11 protein-coding genes and 1 tRNA gene are annotated in these 17,500 nt (G+C 71.3%); 10 read left to right on the plus strand and 2 right to left on the minus strand.

Annotated elements, in window-relative coordinates:
* Positions 1 to 111 precede the first annotated feature (111 nt).
* The 7 genes from rpoB to BX285_RS08635 all read left to right on the plus strand — a co-directional run bounded on the left by rpoB (position 112) and on the right by BX285_RS08635 (position 11,406).
* On the plus strand, positions 112 to 3,588 hold the full coding sequence (rpoB, locus tag BX285_RS08605) for a DNA-directed RNA polymerase subunit beta (RefSeq protein WP_097237462.1): 3,477 nt from the start codon (positions 112 to 114) through the stop codon (positions 3,586 to 3,588).
* Between the two features lie 100 nt (positions 3,589 to 3,688).
* Entirely contained in the window at positions 3,689 to 7,582 is a 3,894-nt protein-coding gene (locus BX285_RS08610) for a DNA-directed RNA polymerase subunit beta' (protein WP_097237463.1), read from the plus strand.
* Positions 7,583 to 7,740: 158 nt separating this feature from the next.
* Positions 7,741 to 7,814 (plus strand) — tRNA-Met (locus BX285_RS08615).
* A 197-nt stretch (positions 7,815 to 8,011) separates the two neighbouring features.
* Positions 8,012 to 8,686, plus strand: coding sequence for a DUF4097 family beta strand repeat-containing protein (locus BX285_RS08620; protein ID WP_183107032.1), 675 nt, complete (start codon positions 8,012 to 8,014; stop codon positions 8,684 to 8,686).
* 82 nt (positions 8,687 to 8,768) lie between these two features.
* Positions 8,769 to 9,956: a sensor histidine kinase gene (locus BX285_RS08625; protein ID WP_259470464.1), complete on the plus strand. Its 1,188-nt coding sequence runs from the start codon at positions 8,769 to 8,771 to the stop codon at positions 9,954 to 9,956.
* Positions 9,953 to 10,633 carry a response regulator transcription factor gene (locus tag BX285_RS08630; protein ID WP_097237466.1) on the plus strand — a complete coding sequence of 227 codons (681 nt, stop codon included), beginning with the start codon at positions 9,953 to 9,955 and terminating at the stop codon, positions 10,631 to 10,633. The genes BX285_RS08625 and BX285_RS08630 overlap by 4 nt, the downstream gene beginning before the upstream one ends.
* A gap of 158 nt (positions 10,634 to 10,791) precedes the next feature.
* Entirely contained in the window at positions 10,792 to 11,406 is a 615-nt protein-coding gene (locus tag BX285_RS08635; protein ID WP_097237467.1) for a hypothetical protein, read from the plus strand.
* Between the two features lie 41 nt (positions 11,407 to 11,447).
* Here BX285_RS08635 and BX285_RS08640 read toward each other — a convergent pair whose 3' ends face one another.
* Entirely contained in the window at positions 11,448 to 13,244 is a 1,797-nt protein-coding gene (locus BX285_RS08640) for a DUF2201 family putative metallopeptidase (RefSeq protein WP_121174841.1), read from the minus strand.
* On the minus strand, positions 13,241 to 14,305 hold the full coding sequence (locus BX285_RS08645) for an ATP-binding protein (RefSeq protein WP_097237469.1): 1,065 nt from the start codon (positions 14,303 to 14,305) through the stop codon (positions 13,241 to 13,243). Before BX285_RS08645 ends, BX285_RS08640 begins: the two co-directional genes overlap by 4 nt.
* A 112-nt stretch (positions 14,306 to 14,417) precedes the next feature.
* On the opposite strand from BX285_RS08645, the gene BX285_RS08650 reads away from it, so the two are divergent.
* The 3 genes from BX285_RS08650 (at position 14,418) to BX285_RS08660 (ending at position 17,465) form a co-directional block, all read left to right on the plus strand.
* Positions 14,418 to 15,158 (plus strand): Sir2 family NAD-dependent protein deacetylase, encoded by a 741-nt coding sequence (locus tag BX285_RS08650; RefSeq protein ID WP_121174842.1) that lies wholly within the window; start codon positions 14,418 to 14,420, stop codon positions 15,156 to 15,158.
* Positions 15,159 to 15,232: 74 nt separating this feature from the next.
* Positions 15,233 to 16,447 carry a cytochrome P450 gene (locus BX285_RS08655; RefSeq protein ID WP_121174843.1) on the plus strand — a complete coding sequence of 405 codons (1,215 nt, stop codon included), beginning with the start codon at positions 15,233 to 15,235 and terminating at the stop codon, positions 16,445 to 16,447.
* Positions 16,448 to 16,466: 19 nt separating this feature from the next.
* A complete protein-coding gene (locus BX285_RS08660; protein ID WP_097237471.1) occupies positions 16,467 to 17,465 on the plus strand; it encodes an ADP-ribosylglycohydrolase family protein in 999 nt (332 codons plus the stop codon).
* Positions 17,466 to 17,500 lie beyond the last annotated feature (35 nt).

A 17,500-nucleotide genomic window follows, 5' to 3' on the forward strand; every position in this document is an offset into this window, starting at 1 on the left:
CCTGGGGTTCCGACCCCGGCAGAGGCCAGTGGCGAGGAGGCGGGACCAAGCCCGTGAAGGCCCGGCTGGTACGCGCGTAGTGAGCTCCGAGCCCTCGGAAGGACCCCCCTCTTGGCCGCGCCGCGCAACGCCTCGAACAATTCCGCCGCATCCACCGCCCCGCTCCGCGTCTCCTTCGCGAAGATCAAGGAGCCCCTTGAGGTCCCGAACCTCCTGGCCCTGCAGACCGAGAGCTTTGACTGGCTGCTCGGCAACGCGGCCTGGAAGTCCCGGGTCGAGGCGGCGCTGGAGAACGGTCAGGACGTCCCCACCAAGTCCGGTCTGGAGGAGATCTTCGAGGAGATCTCGCCGATCGAGGACTTCAGCGGGTCGATGTCCCTGACCTTCCGCGACCACCGTTTCGAGCCGCCGAAGAACTCCATTGACGAGTGCAAGGACCGCGACTTCACGTACGCGGCTCCGCTCTTCGTCACGGCCGAGTTCACCAACAACGAGACCGGTGAGATCAAGTCTCAGACGGTCTTCATGGGCGACTTCCCGCTCATGACCCACAAGGGCACGTTCGTGATCAACGGCACCGAGCGTGTCGTCGTGTCGCAGCTGGTCCGCTCCCCGGGTGTGTACTTCGACTCCACCCTGGACAAGGTCTCCGACAAGGAGATCTACTCCTGCAAGGTCATCCCCTCGCGTGGTGCCTGGCTGGAGATGGAGATCGACAAGCGCGACATGGTCGGCGTCCGCATCGACCGCAAGCGCAAGCAGTCCGTCACCGTGCTGCTCAAGGCCCTCGGCTGGACCAACGAGATGATTCTCGAAGAGTTCGGCGAGTACGAGTCGATGCGCAACACCCTGGAGAAGGACCACACCCAGGGCCAGGACGACGCGCTGCTGGACATCTACCGCAAGCTGCGTCCGGGCGAGCCGCCGACGCGCGAGGCCGCGCAGACGCTTCTGGAGAACCTGTACTTCAACCCGAAGCGCTACGACCTGGCCAAGGTCGGCCGCTACAAGGTCAACCGCAAGCTGGGCAACGCCGAGTCGCTGGACTCCGGCGTGCTCACCGAGCCCGACATCATCGGTGCGATCAAGTACCTGGTGAAGCTGCACGCGGGCGAGACCGAGTGGCGTGACGGCGAGGGCCGCGACATCGTGGTCGAGGTCGACGACATCGACCACTTCGGCAACCGTCGCCTCCGCAACGTCGGCGAGCTCATCCAGAACCAGGTCCGTACGGGTCTCGCCCGCATGGAGCGCGTCGTGCGCGAGCGCATGACCACCCAGGACGTCGAGGCGATCACGCCGCAGACCCTGATCAACATCCGGCCGGTCGTCGCCTCCATCAAGGAGTTCTTCGGCACCAGCCAGCTGTCGCAGTTCATGGACCAGACGAACCCGCTGTCGGGCCTGACCCACAAGCGCCGTCTGTCCGCCCTCGGCCCCGGTGGTCTCTCCCGTGAGCGCGCCGGCTTCGAGGTCCGTGACGTGCACCCCTCGCACTACGGCCGCATGTGTCCGATCGAGACCCCGGAAGGCCCGAACATCGGTCTGATCGGGTCGCTGGCCTCGTACGGCCGGGTCAACGCGTTCGGTTTCATCGAGACCCCGTACCGCAAGGTCATCGACGGTGTCGTCACCGAGCAGGTCGACTACCTCACCGCCGACGAGGAGGACCGCTACGTCATCGCGCAGGCCAACGCCCCGCTGACGGCGGAGCTGACCTTCGCGGAGCCGCGCGTCCTGGTCCGCCGCCGTGGTGGCGAGATCGACTACATCCCCGGCACCGAGATCGACTACATGGACGTCTCGCCGCGCCAGATGGTGTCGGTCGCGACCGCCATGATCCCGTTCCTTGAGCACGACGACGCCAACCGCGCGCTCATGGGCTCGAACATGATGCGCCAGGCGGTGCCGCTGCTGAAGAGCGAGGCCCCGCTGGTCGGTACCGGCATGGAGTACCGCTGTGCCGTCGACGCCGCCGACGTGATCACCGCCGAGAAGGCCGGTGTGGTCCAGGAGGTCTCGGCCGACTACGTCACCGTGGCCAACGACGACGGCACGTACACCACGTACCGCGCCGCCAAGTTCACCCGCTCCAACCAGGGCACCTCCTTCAACCAGAAGGTGCTCGTGGACGAGGGCGCCCGGGTCGAGGCCGGCCAGGTGCTGGCTGACGGCCCGTGCACCGACGAGGGCGAGATGGCCCTCGGCAAGAACCTGCTCGTGGCGTTCATGTCGTGGGAGGGTCACAACTACGAGGACGCGATCATCCTGTCGCAGCGCCTCGTGCAGGACGACGTCCTCTCCTCGATCCACATCGAGGAGCACGAGGTCGACGCCCGTGACACCAAGCTCGGCCCCGAGGAGATCACCCGGGACATCCCGAACGTCTCCGAGGAGGTCCTCGCCGACCTCGACGAGCGCGGCATCATCCGCATCGGCGCCGACGTCGTCACCGGCGACATCCTGGTCGGCAAGGTCACCCCGAAGGGTGAGACCGAGCTGACCCCCGAGGAGCGTCTGCTCCGCGCGATCTTCGGCGAGAAGGCCCGTGAGGTCCGTGACACCTCGCTGAAGGTCCCGCACGGTGAGTCCGGCAAGGTCATCGGCGTGCGCGTGTTCGACCGCGAGGAGGGCGACGAGCTCCCCCCGGGAGTCAACCAGCTGGTCCGCGTCTACGTGGCCCAGAAGCGCAAGATCACCAACGGTGACAAGCTCGCCGGCCGTCACGGCAACAAGGGCGTCATCTCCAAGATCCTGCCGGTCGAGGACATGCCGTTCCTGGAGGACGGCACCCCGGTCGACATCATCCTCAACCCGCTGGGTGTCCCGTCCCGAATGAACCCGGGACAGGTCCTGGAGATCCACCTCGGGTGGCTCGCCAAGCAGGGCTGGGACGTCTCCGGCCTCGCCGACGAGTGGGCCCAGCGCCTGCAGGCGATCGGCGCCGACCAGGTCGACGGTGGCACCAACCTCGCCACCCCGGTCTTCGACGGCGCCCGCGAGGACGAGATCACCGGCCTGCTGGACAACACCACCCTCACCCGTGACGGTGAGCGCCTGGTGAACTCCACCGGCAAGGCCCGGCTGTTCGACGGCCGCTCCGGCGAGCCGTTCCCGATGCCGATCTCGGTCGGCTACATGTACATCCTCAAGCTGCACCACCTGGTCGACGACAAGCTCCACGCCCGCTCGACCGGCCCGTACTCGATGATCACCCAGCAGCCGCTCGGTGGTAAGGCGCAGTTCGGTGGTCAGCGCTTCGGTGAGATGGAGGTGTGGGCCCTTGAGGCGTACGGCGCGGCCTACGCGCTGCAGGAGCTGCTCACCATCAAGTCCGACGACGTGCTCGGCCGCGTGAAGGTCTACGAGGCCATCGTCAAGGGCGAGAACATCCCCGAGCCCGGCATTCCCGAGTCCTTCAAGGTCCTCATCAAGGAAATGCAGTCGCTCTGCCTCAACGTGGAGGTGCTGTCCTCGGACGGCCAGTCCATCGAGATGCGGGACTCCGACGAGGACGTGTTCCGCGCCGCCGAGGAGCTCGGCATCGACCTGTCCCGGCGCGAGCCGAGCAGCGTCGAAGAGGTCTGACGGAGGTCGGGCCGGCCGCACGACCGCGGCCGGCCCGCCCCCAGGCCCCCCTCAGACCACATGAACGACTCTCGACTTACGAAAGAGGGCTTGACGACCAGTGCTTGACGTCAACTTCTTCGACGAGCTCCGCATCGGCCTGGCCACCGCCGACGACATCCGCCAGTGGTCCCACGGCGAGGTCAAGAAGCCGGAGACCATCAACTACCGCACCCTGAAGCCCGAAAAGGACGGCCTCTTCTGCGAGAAGATCTTCGGCCCGACCCGGGACTGGGAGTGCTACTGCGGTAAGTACAAGCGCGTCCGCTTCAAGGGCATCATCTGCGAGCGCTGCGGCGTCGAGGTGACCCGCGCCAAGGTGCGCCGCGAGCGGATGGGCCACATCGAGCTGGCCGCCCCGGTCACCCACATCTGGTACTTCAAGGGTGTCCCGTCCCGTCTGGGCTACCTGCTGGACCTGGCGCCGAAGGACCTCGAAAAGGTCATCTACTTCGCCGCCTACATGATCACCTGGGTCGACGACGAGCGCCGCCAGCGCGACCTGCCGTCGCTGGAGGCGCACGTCTCCGTCGAGCGCCAGCAGATCGAGAACCGCCGCGACGCCGACCTCGAAGCCCGCGCCAAGAAGGCCGAGACCGACCTGGCCGAGCTGGAGGCCGAGGGCGCCAAGGCCGACGTGCGCCGCAAGGTGCGCGAGGGCGCCGAGCGCGAGATGAAGCAGCTGCGCGACCGCGCGCAGCGCGAGCTCGACCGCCTCGACGAGGTGTGGGCCCGCTTCAAGAACCTCAAGGTCCAGGACCTGGAGGGCGACGAGCTGCTCTACCGCGAGCTGCGCGACCGCTTCGGCACCTACTTCTCCGGCTCGATGGGCGCGGCGGCCCTCAAGGACCGCCTGGAGACCTTCGACCTGGCCGAGGAGTCCGAGCGGCTGCGCGAGATCATCCGCACCGGCAAGGGCCAGAAGAAGACCCGTGCGCTGAAGCGCCTCAAGGTCGTCTCCGCGTTCCTGCAGACCACCAACAAGCCCAACGGCATGGTGCTGGACTGCGTCCCGGTCATCCCGCCGGACCTGCGTCCGATGGTGCAGCTGGACGGTGGCCGCTTCGCGACCTCCGACCTGAACGACCTGTACCGCCGCGTCATCAACCGCAACAACCGCCTGAAGCGGCTTCTCGACCTCGGCGCCCCCGAGATCATCGTGAACAACGAGAAGCGCATGCTCCAGGAGGCCGTCGACGCGCTGTTCGACAACGGCCGCCGCGGTCGTCCGGTCACCGGCCCGGGCAACCGCCCGCTGAAGTCCCTGAGCGACATGCTCAAGGGCAAGCAGGGTCGTTTCCGTCAGAACCTGCTCGGCAAGCGAGTCGACTACTCGGCCCGTTCGGTCATCGTCGTCGGCCCGCAGCTCAAGCTGCACCAGTGCGGTCTGCCGAAGGCCATGGCGCTGGAGCTCTTCAAGCCGTTCGTGATGAAGCGCCTGGTCGACCTGAACCACGCGCAGAACATCAAGTCGGCCAAGCGCATGGTCGAGCGTGCCCGCCCGGTCGTGTGGGACGTGCTCGAAGAGGTCATCGCCGAGCACCCCGTCCTGCTGAACCGTGCGCCCACCCTGCACCGCCTCGGCATCCAGGCCTTCGAGCCGCAGCTGGTCGAGGGCAAGGCCATCCAGATCCACCCGCTCGTCTGCACCGCGTTCAACGCGGACTTCGACGGTGACCAGATGGCCGTCCACCTGCCGCTCTCCGCGGAGGCGCAGGCCGAGGCCCGCATCCTGATGCTGTCCTCGAACAACATCCTGAAGCCGGCCGACGGTCGCCCCGTCACCATGCCGACCCAGGACATGGTGCTCGGTCTGTTCTTCCTGACCTCGGACCGCGACAACGTGAAGGGCGCCGGCCGCACCTTCTCGTCGACCGCCGAGGCGATCATGGCCTTCGACGCCCGCGACCTGGACGTCCAGGCCCCGATCGAGCTGCGTCTGCCGGCCGGCACCGTCCCGCCGCGCGGCTGGACCCCGCCGCTGGACGAGGACGGCCAGTCGAACTGGTTCGACGGCGAGCCCTTCCGCCTGACCACCACCCTGGGCCGCGCGCTCTTCAACGAGCTGCTGCCCGAGGACTACCCGTTCGTCGACTACGAGGTGGGCAAGAAGCAGCTCTCCGCGATCGTCAACGACCTGGCGGAGCGCTACCCCAAGGTCGTCGTCGCGGCGACCCTGGACAACCTGAAGGCGGCCGGCTTCCACTGGTCGACCCGCTCGGGTGTCACCGTCTCGATCTCCGACGTCGTCGTCCCGCCGAACAAGCCCCAGATCCTGGAGGGCTACGAGGCGAAGGCGGAGAAGGTCCAGCGTCAGTACGAGCGCGGTCTGATCACCAACGACGAGCGCAAGCAGGAGCTCATCGGCATCTGGACCCAGGCGACCAACGAGGTCGCCGAGGCCATGAACGTGAACTTCCCGAAGACGAACCCCATCTTCATGATGGTCGACTCGGGCGCTCGCGGAAACATGATGCAGATGCGCCAGATCGCCGGTATGCGTGGTCTGGTGTCGAACGCCAAGAACGAGACCATCCCGCGACCCATCAAGGCGTCGTTCCGTGAGGGTCTGTCCGTGCTGGAGTACTTCATCTCCACCCACGGTGCCCGTAAGGGTCTGGCCGACACCGCCCTCCGTACCGCCGACTCCGGTTACCTCACCCGTCGTCTGGTCGACGTCTCCCAGGACGTCATCATTCGCGAGGAGGACTGCGGCACCGAGCGCGGCCTGAAGCTGGCGATCGGCTCCGTGGGTGCGGACGGCGTGCTGCGCAAGGCCGACGACGTCGAGACCAGCGTGTACGCCCGCATGCTCGCCGAGGACATCACCGTCGACGGCAAGCTGCTGGCCACCGCGAACACCGACCTCGGTGACGTGCTGATCGACGAGCTGATCCGCCACGGCATCAGCGAGGTCAAGACCCGCTCGATCCTGACCTGTGAGTCGGCCGTCGGAACCTGCGCCATGTGCTACGGGCGCTCGCTGGCCACCGGCAAGCTGGTCGACATCGGTGAGGCGGTCGGCATCATCGCCGCCCAGTCCATCGGTGAGCCCGGTACCCAGCTGACGATGCGTACCTTCCACACCGGTGGTGTGGCCGGTGACGACATCACCCAGGGTCTGCCGCGTGTCGTCGAGCTCTTCGAGGCCCGCACCCCCAAGGGTGTGGCCCCGATCTCGGAGGCGCAGGGCCGCGTCCGGATCGAGGACACCGAGAAGACCCGCAAGCTGGTCATCACGCCGGACGACGGCACCGACGAGATCGCCTACCCGGTCTCGAAGCGTGTCAAGCTGCTCGTCAGCGAGGGCGAGGCGGTCGAGGTCGGCCAGAAGCTGACCATGGGTGCCACCAACCCGCACGACGTCCTGCGCATCATGGGCCAGCGTGCCGTCCAGATCCACCTGGTCGCCGAGGTCCAGAAGGTCTACAACTCGCAGGGTGTGTCGATCCACGACAAGCACATCGAGATCATCATCCGGCAGATGCTCCGCCGCGTGACGATCATCGAGTCGGGCGACGCCGAGCTGCTGCCCGGCGAGCTGGTCGAGCGCGGTCGCTTCGAGCAGGAGAACCGCCGCGTCGTCGCCGAGGGCGGTCACCCCGCCTCCGGCCGTCCGCAGCTGATGGGTATCACCAAGGCCTCGCTGGCCACCGAGTCCTGGCTGTCGGCCGCCTCCTTCCAGGAGACGACCCGGGTCCTCACCGACGCGGCGATCCACGCCAAGTCGGACCCGCTGCTGGGCCTCAAGGAGAACGTCATCCTCGGTAAGCTCATCCCGGCCGGTACGGGTCTGCCCCGCTACCGCAACATCCGGGTCGAGCCGACCGAGGAGGCCAAGGCCGCGATGTACTCGGCCGTCGGCTACGACGACTACGACCTGTCGCCCTTCGGCGCCGGCTCCGGCCAGGCGGTTCCGCTGGACGACTACGACTACGGCCCGTACACCGGCTGAGTCGCGCGTCACTGATCGCAGAGCGGTCACCCCTTCCGGGGTGGCCGCTCTGCGGCGTTTCCGGGGCCCGGGCGGGGGCGTTTCCGGAGGCCCGGGCGGGGGCGGTGGGAATCCGGTTAGGTAATCCGGGCGAAGTCGCGTAAGGTCGTGTTCACCGACGCGGGGTGGAGCAGCTCGGTAGCTCGCTGGGCTCATAACCCAGAGGTCGCAGGTTCAAATCCTGTCCCCGCTACTCAGTAGCAACGAAGGGCCCGGAGGCAGTCAGCCTCCGGGCCCTTCGTCGTTCCCGGGGCCGGTCGTTCCCGGGGCGGCCCCCGACTCCGTCGTGCGGGGGAGGCCGGCGAACCGCTCCGGCGAGGGAGGCGGGGGAGGGGGCCGGCGCGGGAGGCTTTCGACGTCGGGATGACGGGCTTGCGAAGGGGGCCGGGGATGAAGCGGGTGCTGGGCGCGATGGCGATCACGGCGGGCGTGCTGGTCGGGATGTCGGCCTGTCTGCCGATCGGGGACGACCGGGAGCACCGGACGGTCGAATACGGGGTGGCCGAGCCGGTCAGGGAGCTGGTGGTCGACGGGCTCAGCGGCGGGGTCGTGGTGAACGGCGGCGGTGACGCGGTGCACGTGGTCGAGAAGCAGAGCTACCAGGGCAGCCCGCCGAACACCACCCACGAGGTGAAGGACGGCGTGCTGCGGCTGACGTACGACTGCAGCGACTGCGGCGTCGGGTACACCGTGCAGGTGCCGGCCGGGACGAAGGTGCGGATCACCGAGCAGAGCGGCGGGGTACGGCTGGCCGGCCTGGCCGCCGAGGTGGAGGCCTCGGTGCAGAGCGGCGGGGTCGAAGCCACCGGGCTGACCTCGCAGAACGTCCGGCTGAGCGCCGAGAGCGGCGGGGTGCGGGTCGACTTCGCGTCGGCGCCCGCGAAGGTGGAGGCGAAGACCTCGGCCGGCGGGGTGGCGGTGAAGGTGCCGGGCGGGGAGGCGTACACGGTGGACGCGCGGTCCGGCTCCGGCGGGGTGGATGTCGAGATCCCCTCGCAGCCGGGGGCGCCGCACAGCATCACGGCGACGACCGGGTCCGGCGGAGTGACGGTCCGGGGTGTCTGACCGGGCCGTTCCGGAGGTCCTCCCGGTAGGGCATGATCTTCTCCGCGGGGGCGGCGCCCCTGGTCACGGGGGAGGCGACGGGGTGGAGCGTACGGCGCAGTGGCGGATGCGGGCGGCCGGGCTGAACCCGTACCTGCTGGACTCGCTGCTGGCGCTGACGTCCGCGGGCGTCGCGGCCTGGGCGGTCTACAACGACGACCCGCACTGGCCGGCCTGGGTCTACCTGCTGGCGGTCGCCACCGCCCTGCCGCTGCCGTGGCGGCGCAGGGCGCCACTGACCGTGCTGGCGCTGTACAGCGCCGCCGAGATCGCGCTGACGGTGCTGGCGCACTCGGCGAACGCCCAGGTCCCGCTGGCCGGTGTGATCGGCCTCTACACGGTGGCGGAACGGTGTTCGGACCGGGTGCGCTGGTCAGTGTTGGCCCTCACGGTCGTCGGCAACCTGGTCGGGACGCACTCCCCGAACGGCGCGGTCTTCAGCCTGCTCACCTCGGTCGGCTCCTACGTCTTCGGCTCGCTGGTGCGCGCCCAGCGGCAGCTGGCCCGGCTGGAGGCGGAGCGGGCCCAGGAGGCCGGGGAGCGGGCGGCCAGCGAGGCGGGCCGCGCGGTGGCGCAGGAGCGGGCCCGGATCGCGCGGGAGATGCACGACATCCTGGCGCACGCCGTCTCCCTGATGGTGATCCAGGCCGAGGCCGGGCCGGTAGTGGTGCGCAACGATCCGGACCGGGCGATCCGCGCCTTCGACACCATCGCCGACGCCGGGCGCGACGCGATGGTCCAACTGCGGCGCGTGCTCGGGGTGTTGAAGGAGGAAGGGACCGGCCCGCAGCTGGCCCCGCAGCCCCGGCTGGCCGAACTCGGCGAGGTCGCGGAGCGGGTGCGCCGGGCCGGTCTGCGGGTGGACCTCGACGTCGCCGACGGGCTGGGTGCGGTGCCCGCGGACGTGGAGGCGACGGCCTACCGGATCGTGCAGGAGGCGCTGACCAACACGGTCAAGCACTCGGGGGCCGACCGGGCTGCGATCCGGGTGCGGCGGGGCGGCCGGGAGCTGGAGGTCGTGGTGTCGGACAACGGCCGTGGCGTGGCGCCGGCCCTCGGCCGTACGGTGGTCGGCTGGTCCGGCGGGCGCGGGCTGGTGGGCATCCGGGAGCGGGCGGCGGCCTGCGGCGGGCGGGCCGAGGCCGGCCCGGGGCCGGAGGGCAAGGGTTTCGTGGTGAGTGCCCGGCTGCCGTTGGGGGCGGACGGCGTGGTGGAGAGGGCGGGTGGATGAAGCCGATCCGGGTGGTCGTCGCGGACGACCAGGAGCTGGTGCGGGCCGGGTTCGGGATGATCTTGGACGCGCAGCCGGACATCGAGGTGGTGGCCGAGGCCTGTGACGGCGCCGAGGCGGTCGAGGCGGTGCGCACGCACGGCCCGGACGTGCTGCTGCTGGACGTCCGGATGCCGGTGATGGACGGGCTGGAGGCCGCCCGCCGGGTGTGCGCGGAGTTCCCGGCCACCAAGGTGATCATGCTGACCACCTTCGACATCGACGACTACGTCTTCGACGCGCTGTACGCGGGGGCCAGCGGCTTCCTGCTCAAGGACGTCCGGCGGGACGACCTGGCGCACGGGGTGCGGATGGTCGCCTCGGGGGAGGCGCTGCTCGCGCCCTCGGTGACCAGGCGGCTGATCAGCGAGTTCGCCGCCCGGCGCCCGGGTGCGCCGGAGCGGGCGGTGCGGCCGCCGTCCCGGCTGCTGGAGCAGCTGACCCTGCGCGAACAGGAGACGCTGCGGCTGATCGCGCGCGGGCTGTCCAACGCGGAGATCGCGGCGGAGCTGGTGGTCAGCGAGCACACGGTGAAGACGCACGTCAGCAATGTGCTGAGCAAGCTCGGGCTGCGGGACCGGGTGCACGCGGTGGTGTTCGCGTACGAGGCGGGGGCGGTGGTGGCGGGGGAGGCCTGAGCCGGGCTCCCCCCTGCGGGGGAGGCGGCCGGTTCGCCGGTACGGGCGATCCGCGACGAGGGGGCCGGCGGACAGGCTGTGCGGTGTCGCAGACGGACCACGGACCACGGATCCGGGATCACGGATCGCCGGATCACGGACACGCAGGGAGATCGCAGATGAACGCCACCCCGAGCAGCCGCGTCACCTCGTACGCCGTCGTCGGCGCCCCCGCGCTGATGGCCCTCTACGGCGGGATCCGGCTGGTGCCGGGCTCCCGGGAGCCCGGCCTCGGCTGGACGGCCGGCCACGCCGCGATGTTCGCCGGGCTGCTGCTGTTCGCCCCGGTCTTCCTCGCCCTGCGCCGGCTGCTCGCCCCGCGCGGCACGGCGGTCGGGCGGGTGGCGGCGGGCGCGGTGCTGGGAACGGCCTTCGCGGGGCTCGCGGCCTCCCTGGTGCAGATCGGGATCGACCTGGTCGTCGGCCTGGTGGCGGCGGACAAGGCCGAGCAGTCGCGCCTGTTCGACCGGGTGCAGGGCGTGCCGGGCGTGCTGCCCGCCGTCTACCAGGTGGGTCCGCTGCTCTTCTACGTCGGGCTGCTGGCGCTGCTGGTCGCGGCCGCGGTGCGCCCGGCCCGGGCGCTGCGCTGGTGGAGCCCGGTGCTGGTGCTGCTCGGGACGGTCGCCTCGGCTGTCGACCTGGCACTGATCCCGCTCGCCGCCGCCTGCTTCCTGGTGGCGCTGAGCCCGCTGGCCCGGCCGGCCGCCGCGACACCGCAGCTGGTGCTGCTCTGAGCCCGGCTCCGAGCACGGCGTGACGGCGGGCGCGGCGTCCGTCAGGTCATGCGGAAGACCGGGCCGCGCGGGGTGAAGGGCAGCCCGGCGCCGCGGGGGACGAGGTAGGCGTGTTCGCGGCGCACCCGCAGGACGTCGCACTCGCCGTCGGTGATGACCAGGACGGGTGCCCCGGGCGGGAAGTCCTCGGCCCGTTCCAGCAGGTCGATGCCCGGCTGCAGCACGGTGCCGCCGCGGCCGTGCACCCGGACCCGCCCGGCGATCTCCTCGACCGGGAGGTAGCCGGCGTCGTGCGGGGCGGCGTCGCAGTGCACCACCCGGGCGGCCGGGACGTCCCGGGCGGCGGCGTAGGAGGCGATCGCGCCGAGCGCCTTGCCGAGCAGTGTCGGGTCCATCGAGCCGGAGGTGTCCAGGACGACCCCGAAGGTGCAGCGCGGCACCTCCTCCTCGGGGCGGTAGCGGCCGGCTCGCGGGATGTCCGGGGTCGCGCACTGGCGGCGGGCGGGGCGGGAGTAGCTGCGCACCGGCTCCGGGCTCGGCACGAACTCGTCGAACCAGCGGGCGAGTTGTGCGTCCCAGGGGAGCGGCGGATGGGCGAGCGCGCGGATCTCCTGGACCAACCCGGCCGGGAGCAGGCCGCGTTGGCGCTGGTGCAGCTCGAAGCCCTGCTGCAGGCCGCGCCGGTAGAAGTCGTCGAGGTCCACGTAGTCGCGCGGGCCGCGGTCCAGCGGTTCGCCGAGGATGTCCGGACGGTTCTTCCCGGCCATCGTGGCGAGGCGGCGGATCCGGCGCTGGTCGCCGACGATCCGGTCGTAGACCTCCTCGGTCGACAGGCCCTTCAACCGCGGGTCGTGCAGGAGGCCTTCGGGCATGTCGCCGACGCCCATCTCCAGCAGCCAGCCGTTGATGACGTAGTCGGCGGCGACGTTGAACAGGAACGGGTCCCGGCCGCCACGGCGCTCGCCGTGCCGCAGGGCGGCGTGCAGCATCTCGTGGCCGAGGATGAACCGCCACTCCTCGTCGGTGTGCCGGCGCAGCGGGTTGACGTAGATCTCGCCGACCTCGGCGTTGACCGCGGCGACCGCGATGCCGTGGGCCCGGGCGAGTTCGGCGTCGGCGACCACGGTGAAGGCGGCCGCGATGCCGCCGAGCAGCGGGTACGAGGAGACGAACCAGTTGAGCGCCCTGGTCCAGGGCCGTTCGGGCAGCCGCTCGCCGGTCTGCTCGTCGATCCGGCCGCCGGCCCGGTCCATCGCGGCGGACATGGTGCGGGTGAGCGCGGCCGCGAAGGCGGTCTCCCAGTCCTTGGGCACGCGGTCGTGGCGGGGCCACTCGACCAGCAGCTGGTCGCGGTCGGCGGTCCCGGCCGTGCCGGCGGTCCCGGCCGACGGCAGGCCGTCGCGGCGCCAGCGGGCGGCCAGCTCCTCCTCGTCGCCGCCGGGGTACTCCTGCGGGAGGACGACCGGGGCGCGGCCGACCGGGAAGGTGGCGAGGAAGCGGTTGACCACCGCGCAGCGGGCGGCGGCCGCGCACTCGTCCGGCTGGACCCGGGTGCCGCGGGCGGCCGGGACGTGGCCGAAGCCGAGGTGCAGCAGGCAGTGCGCGAGCACCCAGGCCCACTCCTCGGGCTCGGCCCGGCGGCGCGGGTTGACGTGCACGGTGCCGTCGGAGTCGACCACCGCCCAGCCGCCGGGCGGGGCGACCGTGCAGTCCTCGCTGCGGCAGACCTGGGCGGGCAGGGCGGCCAGCGCCGGGTTGCGGCGCAGCAGGGCGAGGCCCTGGGTGAACACCTCGGCGCCCGGGTCGGGCTTCTTCGCCTTCGCCGCCGCGGGCTTCACCGGCGGGCCTCGACCAGCCGGGGCATGTCCCGGGCGGCCTCGATCAGGAACCAGGAGGGCAGCACCGGGTTGCCGTCCGCGCCGTCGGCGATCACCGTCTGGGCGACCTCCACCGAGATCTCGGCCAGCTGCACCAGCAGCGACTTGGCCCGGAAGGCGGTCTGCCGCTGCGCCCCGGAGGCGTGCTCCTTGCTTGCGGGCAGCTCCTTGACGAGGCGGCCGCGGAAGGCGTCGGCCAGGTAGTAGAGCAGGTCGCGGTCCTCCAGCCGGTGCGGCCAGCGGGCGTCGCCCTTGAGGATCGCCTCCAGGCCGTACGAGTTGCGGACGATCTTCGCGTAGCCGCAGAAGGCGATCGCGTGCTGGGGGGTGAGCAGGCCGTGCGCGACCACCTTGAGGGTCTCTTCGTCCAGGGTCGGGCCGAAGGAGTGCAGCGCGTCGGAGAGCATGTGCCAGGCGCGCGGGGTGGAGAACGGCTCCTCGGTCTTGGGCGGGGCGGACCACAGGTGATCGGGCCGGTCGGTGAGGTGGTCGAGGACCCAGGGGTGGATGCCGGCGCCGGCCGCCCAGCGCAGCCAGTCCTCGGCGTTGGCTCGCAGGTGGACGTGGACCATGCGGTTGACCAGCGCGGACGCCATCGGGCGGGCCAGTGCGCCGTCGGTGGCGCGGTTCCCGGCGCCGATCACGATCGAGCCGGGCGGCAGCTCGTACGAGCCGATCCGGCGGTCCAGGATCAGCGAGTAGAAGGCCTTCTGGACGTCCGGCGAGGCCGCGTTGAGCTCGTCCAGGAAGAGGCAGTACGGCTCGTCGCGGGCGATCTGCTCGGGCGGGCAGAACCGGGAGCGGCCCTCCGGGGTGAGCTGCGGGACGCCGATCAGGTCCTCCGGGGCGAGCTGGGTGCCGACCAGGCTCACGCACTCCAGGCCGAGCGATTCGGCGAACGCCCTGACCAGGGATGACTTGCCGATCCCGGGAGCCCCCCAGAGGAACACCGGGCGGACGGTGGCCAGTCCGAGCAACAGCTCGGGGATCTGGGCGGGCGAGACGCTGACTGCTCCCTGCACGGGGCTCCTTCGCGGTACGGCGGGTGACCGGCCCAGTGTGCGGCCCGAGTTGGGGCGGCGCACCCGGATTTTCGGTGGCCGAGGGCGGGCCGGCGGCCGTACCGTCCGGGGCATGAACGCGAAGCGCCCCCCGATCGCCGTGCTCACCGGCGCGGGCATCTCGACCGACTCCGGTATCCCCGACTACCGCGGCCCGCAGGGGCTTTGGCAGCAGGACCCGGCGGCCCAGCGGCTGGTCACCCTCGGGCCGTACCTGGCCGATCCGGAGGTGCGGCGGCGGTCCTGGCGGCTGCGGCTGGAGACGGGCGCGCTGGCCGCCGAGCCGAACGCCGGGCACCGGGCGCTGGTCGAGCTGGAGCGCTCCGGGCTGCCGCTGCGGGTGCTCACCCAGAACGTCGACGGGCTGCACCAGGCGGCCGGGCTGAGCGCCCGCAAGGTGCTCGAACTGCACGGCACCGCACGGGAGGTGCAGTGCCTGGACTGCCGGGCGGTCGGGCCGATGGCGGAGGCGCTGGCGCGGGTGGAGGCGGGGGAGCCGGACCCGGCCTGCCGGGAGTGCGGCGGGATCCTCAAGCCGTGCACGGTGATGTTCGGCGAGCACCTGGACCCGGTGGTGCTGCAGCAGGCCGACGCCATCGCCAAGGGCTGTGACCTGTTCATCGCCGTGGGGACGAGTCTGCAGGTCTACCCGGTGGCCTCGCTGCCGCAGATCGCCCTGGAGGGCGGTGCCCGGCTGGTCGTCGTGAACGGCGAGCCGACCCCCTTCGACGAGGCCGCGGACGAGGTGATCCGGGAGCCGATCTCGCAGGCGCTGCCCGAGCTGGTGCGGAGGCTGGTCAGGGAAGGGGCGTAAGGACCCTTTACGGACGTACCGCCTGCATACGATGATCGTCCCGGCTTCCTCTCACGGCCTGGAGTGATCGAGCGATGACGACGACGGCGAAGTTCGACCCCTGGTCGGCGGCGTTCGTGGCCCACCCGTACGACGCGTACGCCGACCTGCGCACGCACGCGCCGGTGACGTACTTCGAGCCGACGAACCAGTGGCTCGTCTCCCGCCACGAGGACGTCAGCGCGCTGCTGCGCGACCGGCGGCTCGGCCGCACCTACACCCACCGGTTCAGCCACGCGGAGTTCGGCCGCCCCGAGCCCGACCCGGCGCACGAGCCCTTCCACACCCTGAACGACCACGGCCTGCTCGACCTGGAAGCGCCCGACCACACCCGGATCCGCCGGCTCGTCTCCAAGGCCTTCACCCCGCGCATGGTCGAGGGCCTGCGCCCGACCGTCCGGCGCCTCGCCGGCGAACTGGTCGACGGCCTGCTCGCGGCCGGCGGCGGCGACCTGATCGCCGCCGTCGCCGAGCCGCTGCCGGTCGCCGTGATCGCCGAGATGCTCGGGATCCCCGAGGGCGACCGGCACCTGCTGCGGCCCTGGTCCGCCGACATCACCGGGATGTTCGAGCTCAACCCGAGCGAGGAGGCCGCCCGCCGGGCCGTCACCGCGAGCACCGAGTTCTCCGACTACCTGCGCGCCCTGATCCGCGAACGCCGGGAGACCCCGGGGGAGGACCTGATCAGCGCGCTCGTCCAGGCCCAGGAGGGCTCGGACGCGCTCAGCGAGCAGGAGATGGTCTCCACCTGCGTGCTGCTGCTCAACGCCGGCCACGAGGCGACCGTCAACACCACCGGAAACGGCTGGTGGGCGCTGTTCCGCCACCCCGACGAACTCGCCCGGCTGCGCGGCTCGGTGGACGAAGTGCTGCCCACCGCCGTCGAGGAACTGATGCGCTGGGACACCCCGCTGCAGATGTTCGAGCGGTGGGTCCTGGAGGACATCGAGGTCCGCGGCGTCACCATCCCGCGCGGCGCCGAGATCGCCCTGCTCTTCGGCTCCGCCAACCGCGACCCCGACCGCTTCGCCGACCCCGACCGCCTCGACCTCGGCCGCACCGACAACCCGCACATCACCTTCGGCGCCGGAATCCACTTCTGTCTGGGCGCGCCCCTTGCCAGACTGGAGCTCACCGAGTCCTACGGCACACTGCTGCGCCGGGCCCCGGGCCTGCGGCTGGTCCGCGAGCCCGAGTGGAACCCGGGCTACGTGATCCGCGGGCTCAAGGAGCTGCTGGTCGAGGTGTGACGGAAAGAGGGGGGCTGCCGTGGGCAAGGCGACGGGCGCACTACTGGGGCTGGCGATCGGGGACGCACTCGGCCGGCCGACCGAGTTCCAGGACGTCGACCGGATCGCCGCCGACCACCCCGACTGGCGGCAACTCCCGCTGCCGGCCAAGGCATTGGTGACCGACGACACCCAGATGACGCTCGCCCTCGGCCGCGGCCTGCGCACCGCCCTGGCCCGTGGGCCGCTGACGCCCCTGCGCCTGGAGCGGCCGGTCCGCGAGGAGTTCGTCGACTGGTGGCGCTCCCCGGAGAACAACCGCGCCCCCGGCATGACCTGCCTGCGCTCCTGCGAGCGGCTCAGCCACGACCAGGTCCGCTGGCAGCAGGCCAGCGACGTCGGCTCCAAGGGCTGCGGCGCCAACATGCGGGTCGCCCCGGTCGGGCTGATCCGCGACCTCGACGCCCGGCAGGCCGCCGGCGCCGCCCAGCTGCAGTCCGCGCTCACCCACGGCCACCCGACCGCGCTCGCCGCGAGCGACCTCACCGCGTACGCCGTCCGCAAGCTGGCCGAGGGCGTTCCGCCGGCCGTGCTGCCCGCCGTACTGCGGGCGTACGCGCTGGCGAGCCGCGAGCGGTACGACGAGTTCTGGCTCGGCGACCTCGCCGACCAGTGGTACGGCGCCTCGCCGCAGGCCGTCATCGCCCGGGGCTGGGACGACTGCCTCGCCGTCCTCGACCAGCTGGAGGCAGCGCTCGCCGCACCCGACGTCGAGGCCGACCCGTGCCTGGCCACCGGCGAGGGCTGGGTCGCCGAGGAGGCCTTCGGCACCGGCCTGCTCTGCTTCCTGCTGCTGCCGGACGACCCGGTCGCCGCCGTCCGTCGGGCGGCCTACTCCGGCGGTGACTCCGACTCGCTCGCCTGCCTGACCGGCGCCTTCGCGGGCGCCCACCACGGCGAGGAGGCCTGGCCGGGGGAGTGGGTCGCGCGGATCGAGCACCGGGACGAGCTGCTGGAGCTCGGGGCGCTCTGGGACTGATCCGGGGAACCCGGAGCGGGGGTGGCGCGTCGAAG

The organism is Streptomyces sp. 1114.5 (assembly GCF_003635085.1).
Lineage (GTDB): Bacteria > Actinomycetota > Actinomycetes > Streptomycetales > Streptomycetaceae > Kitasatospora.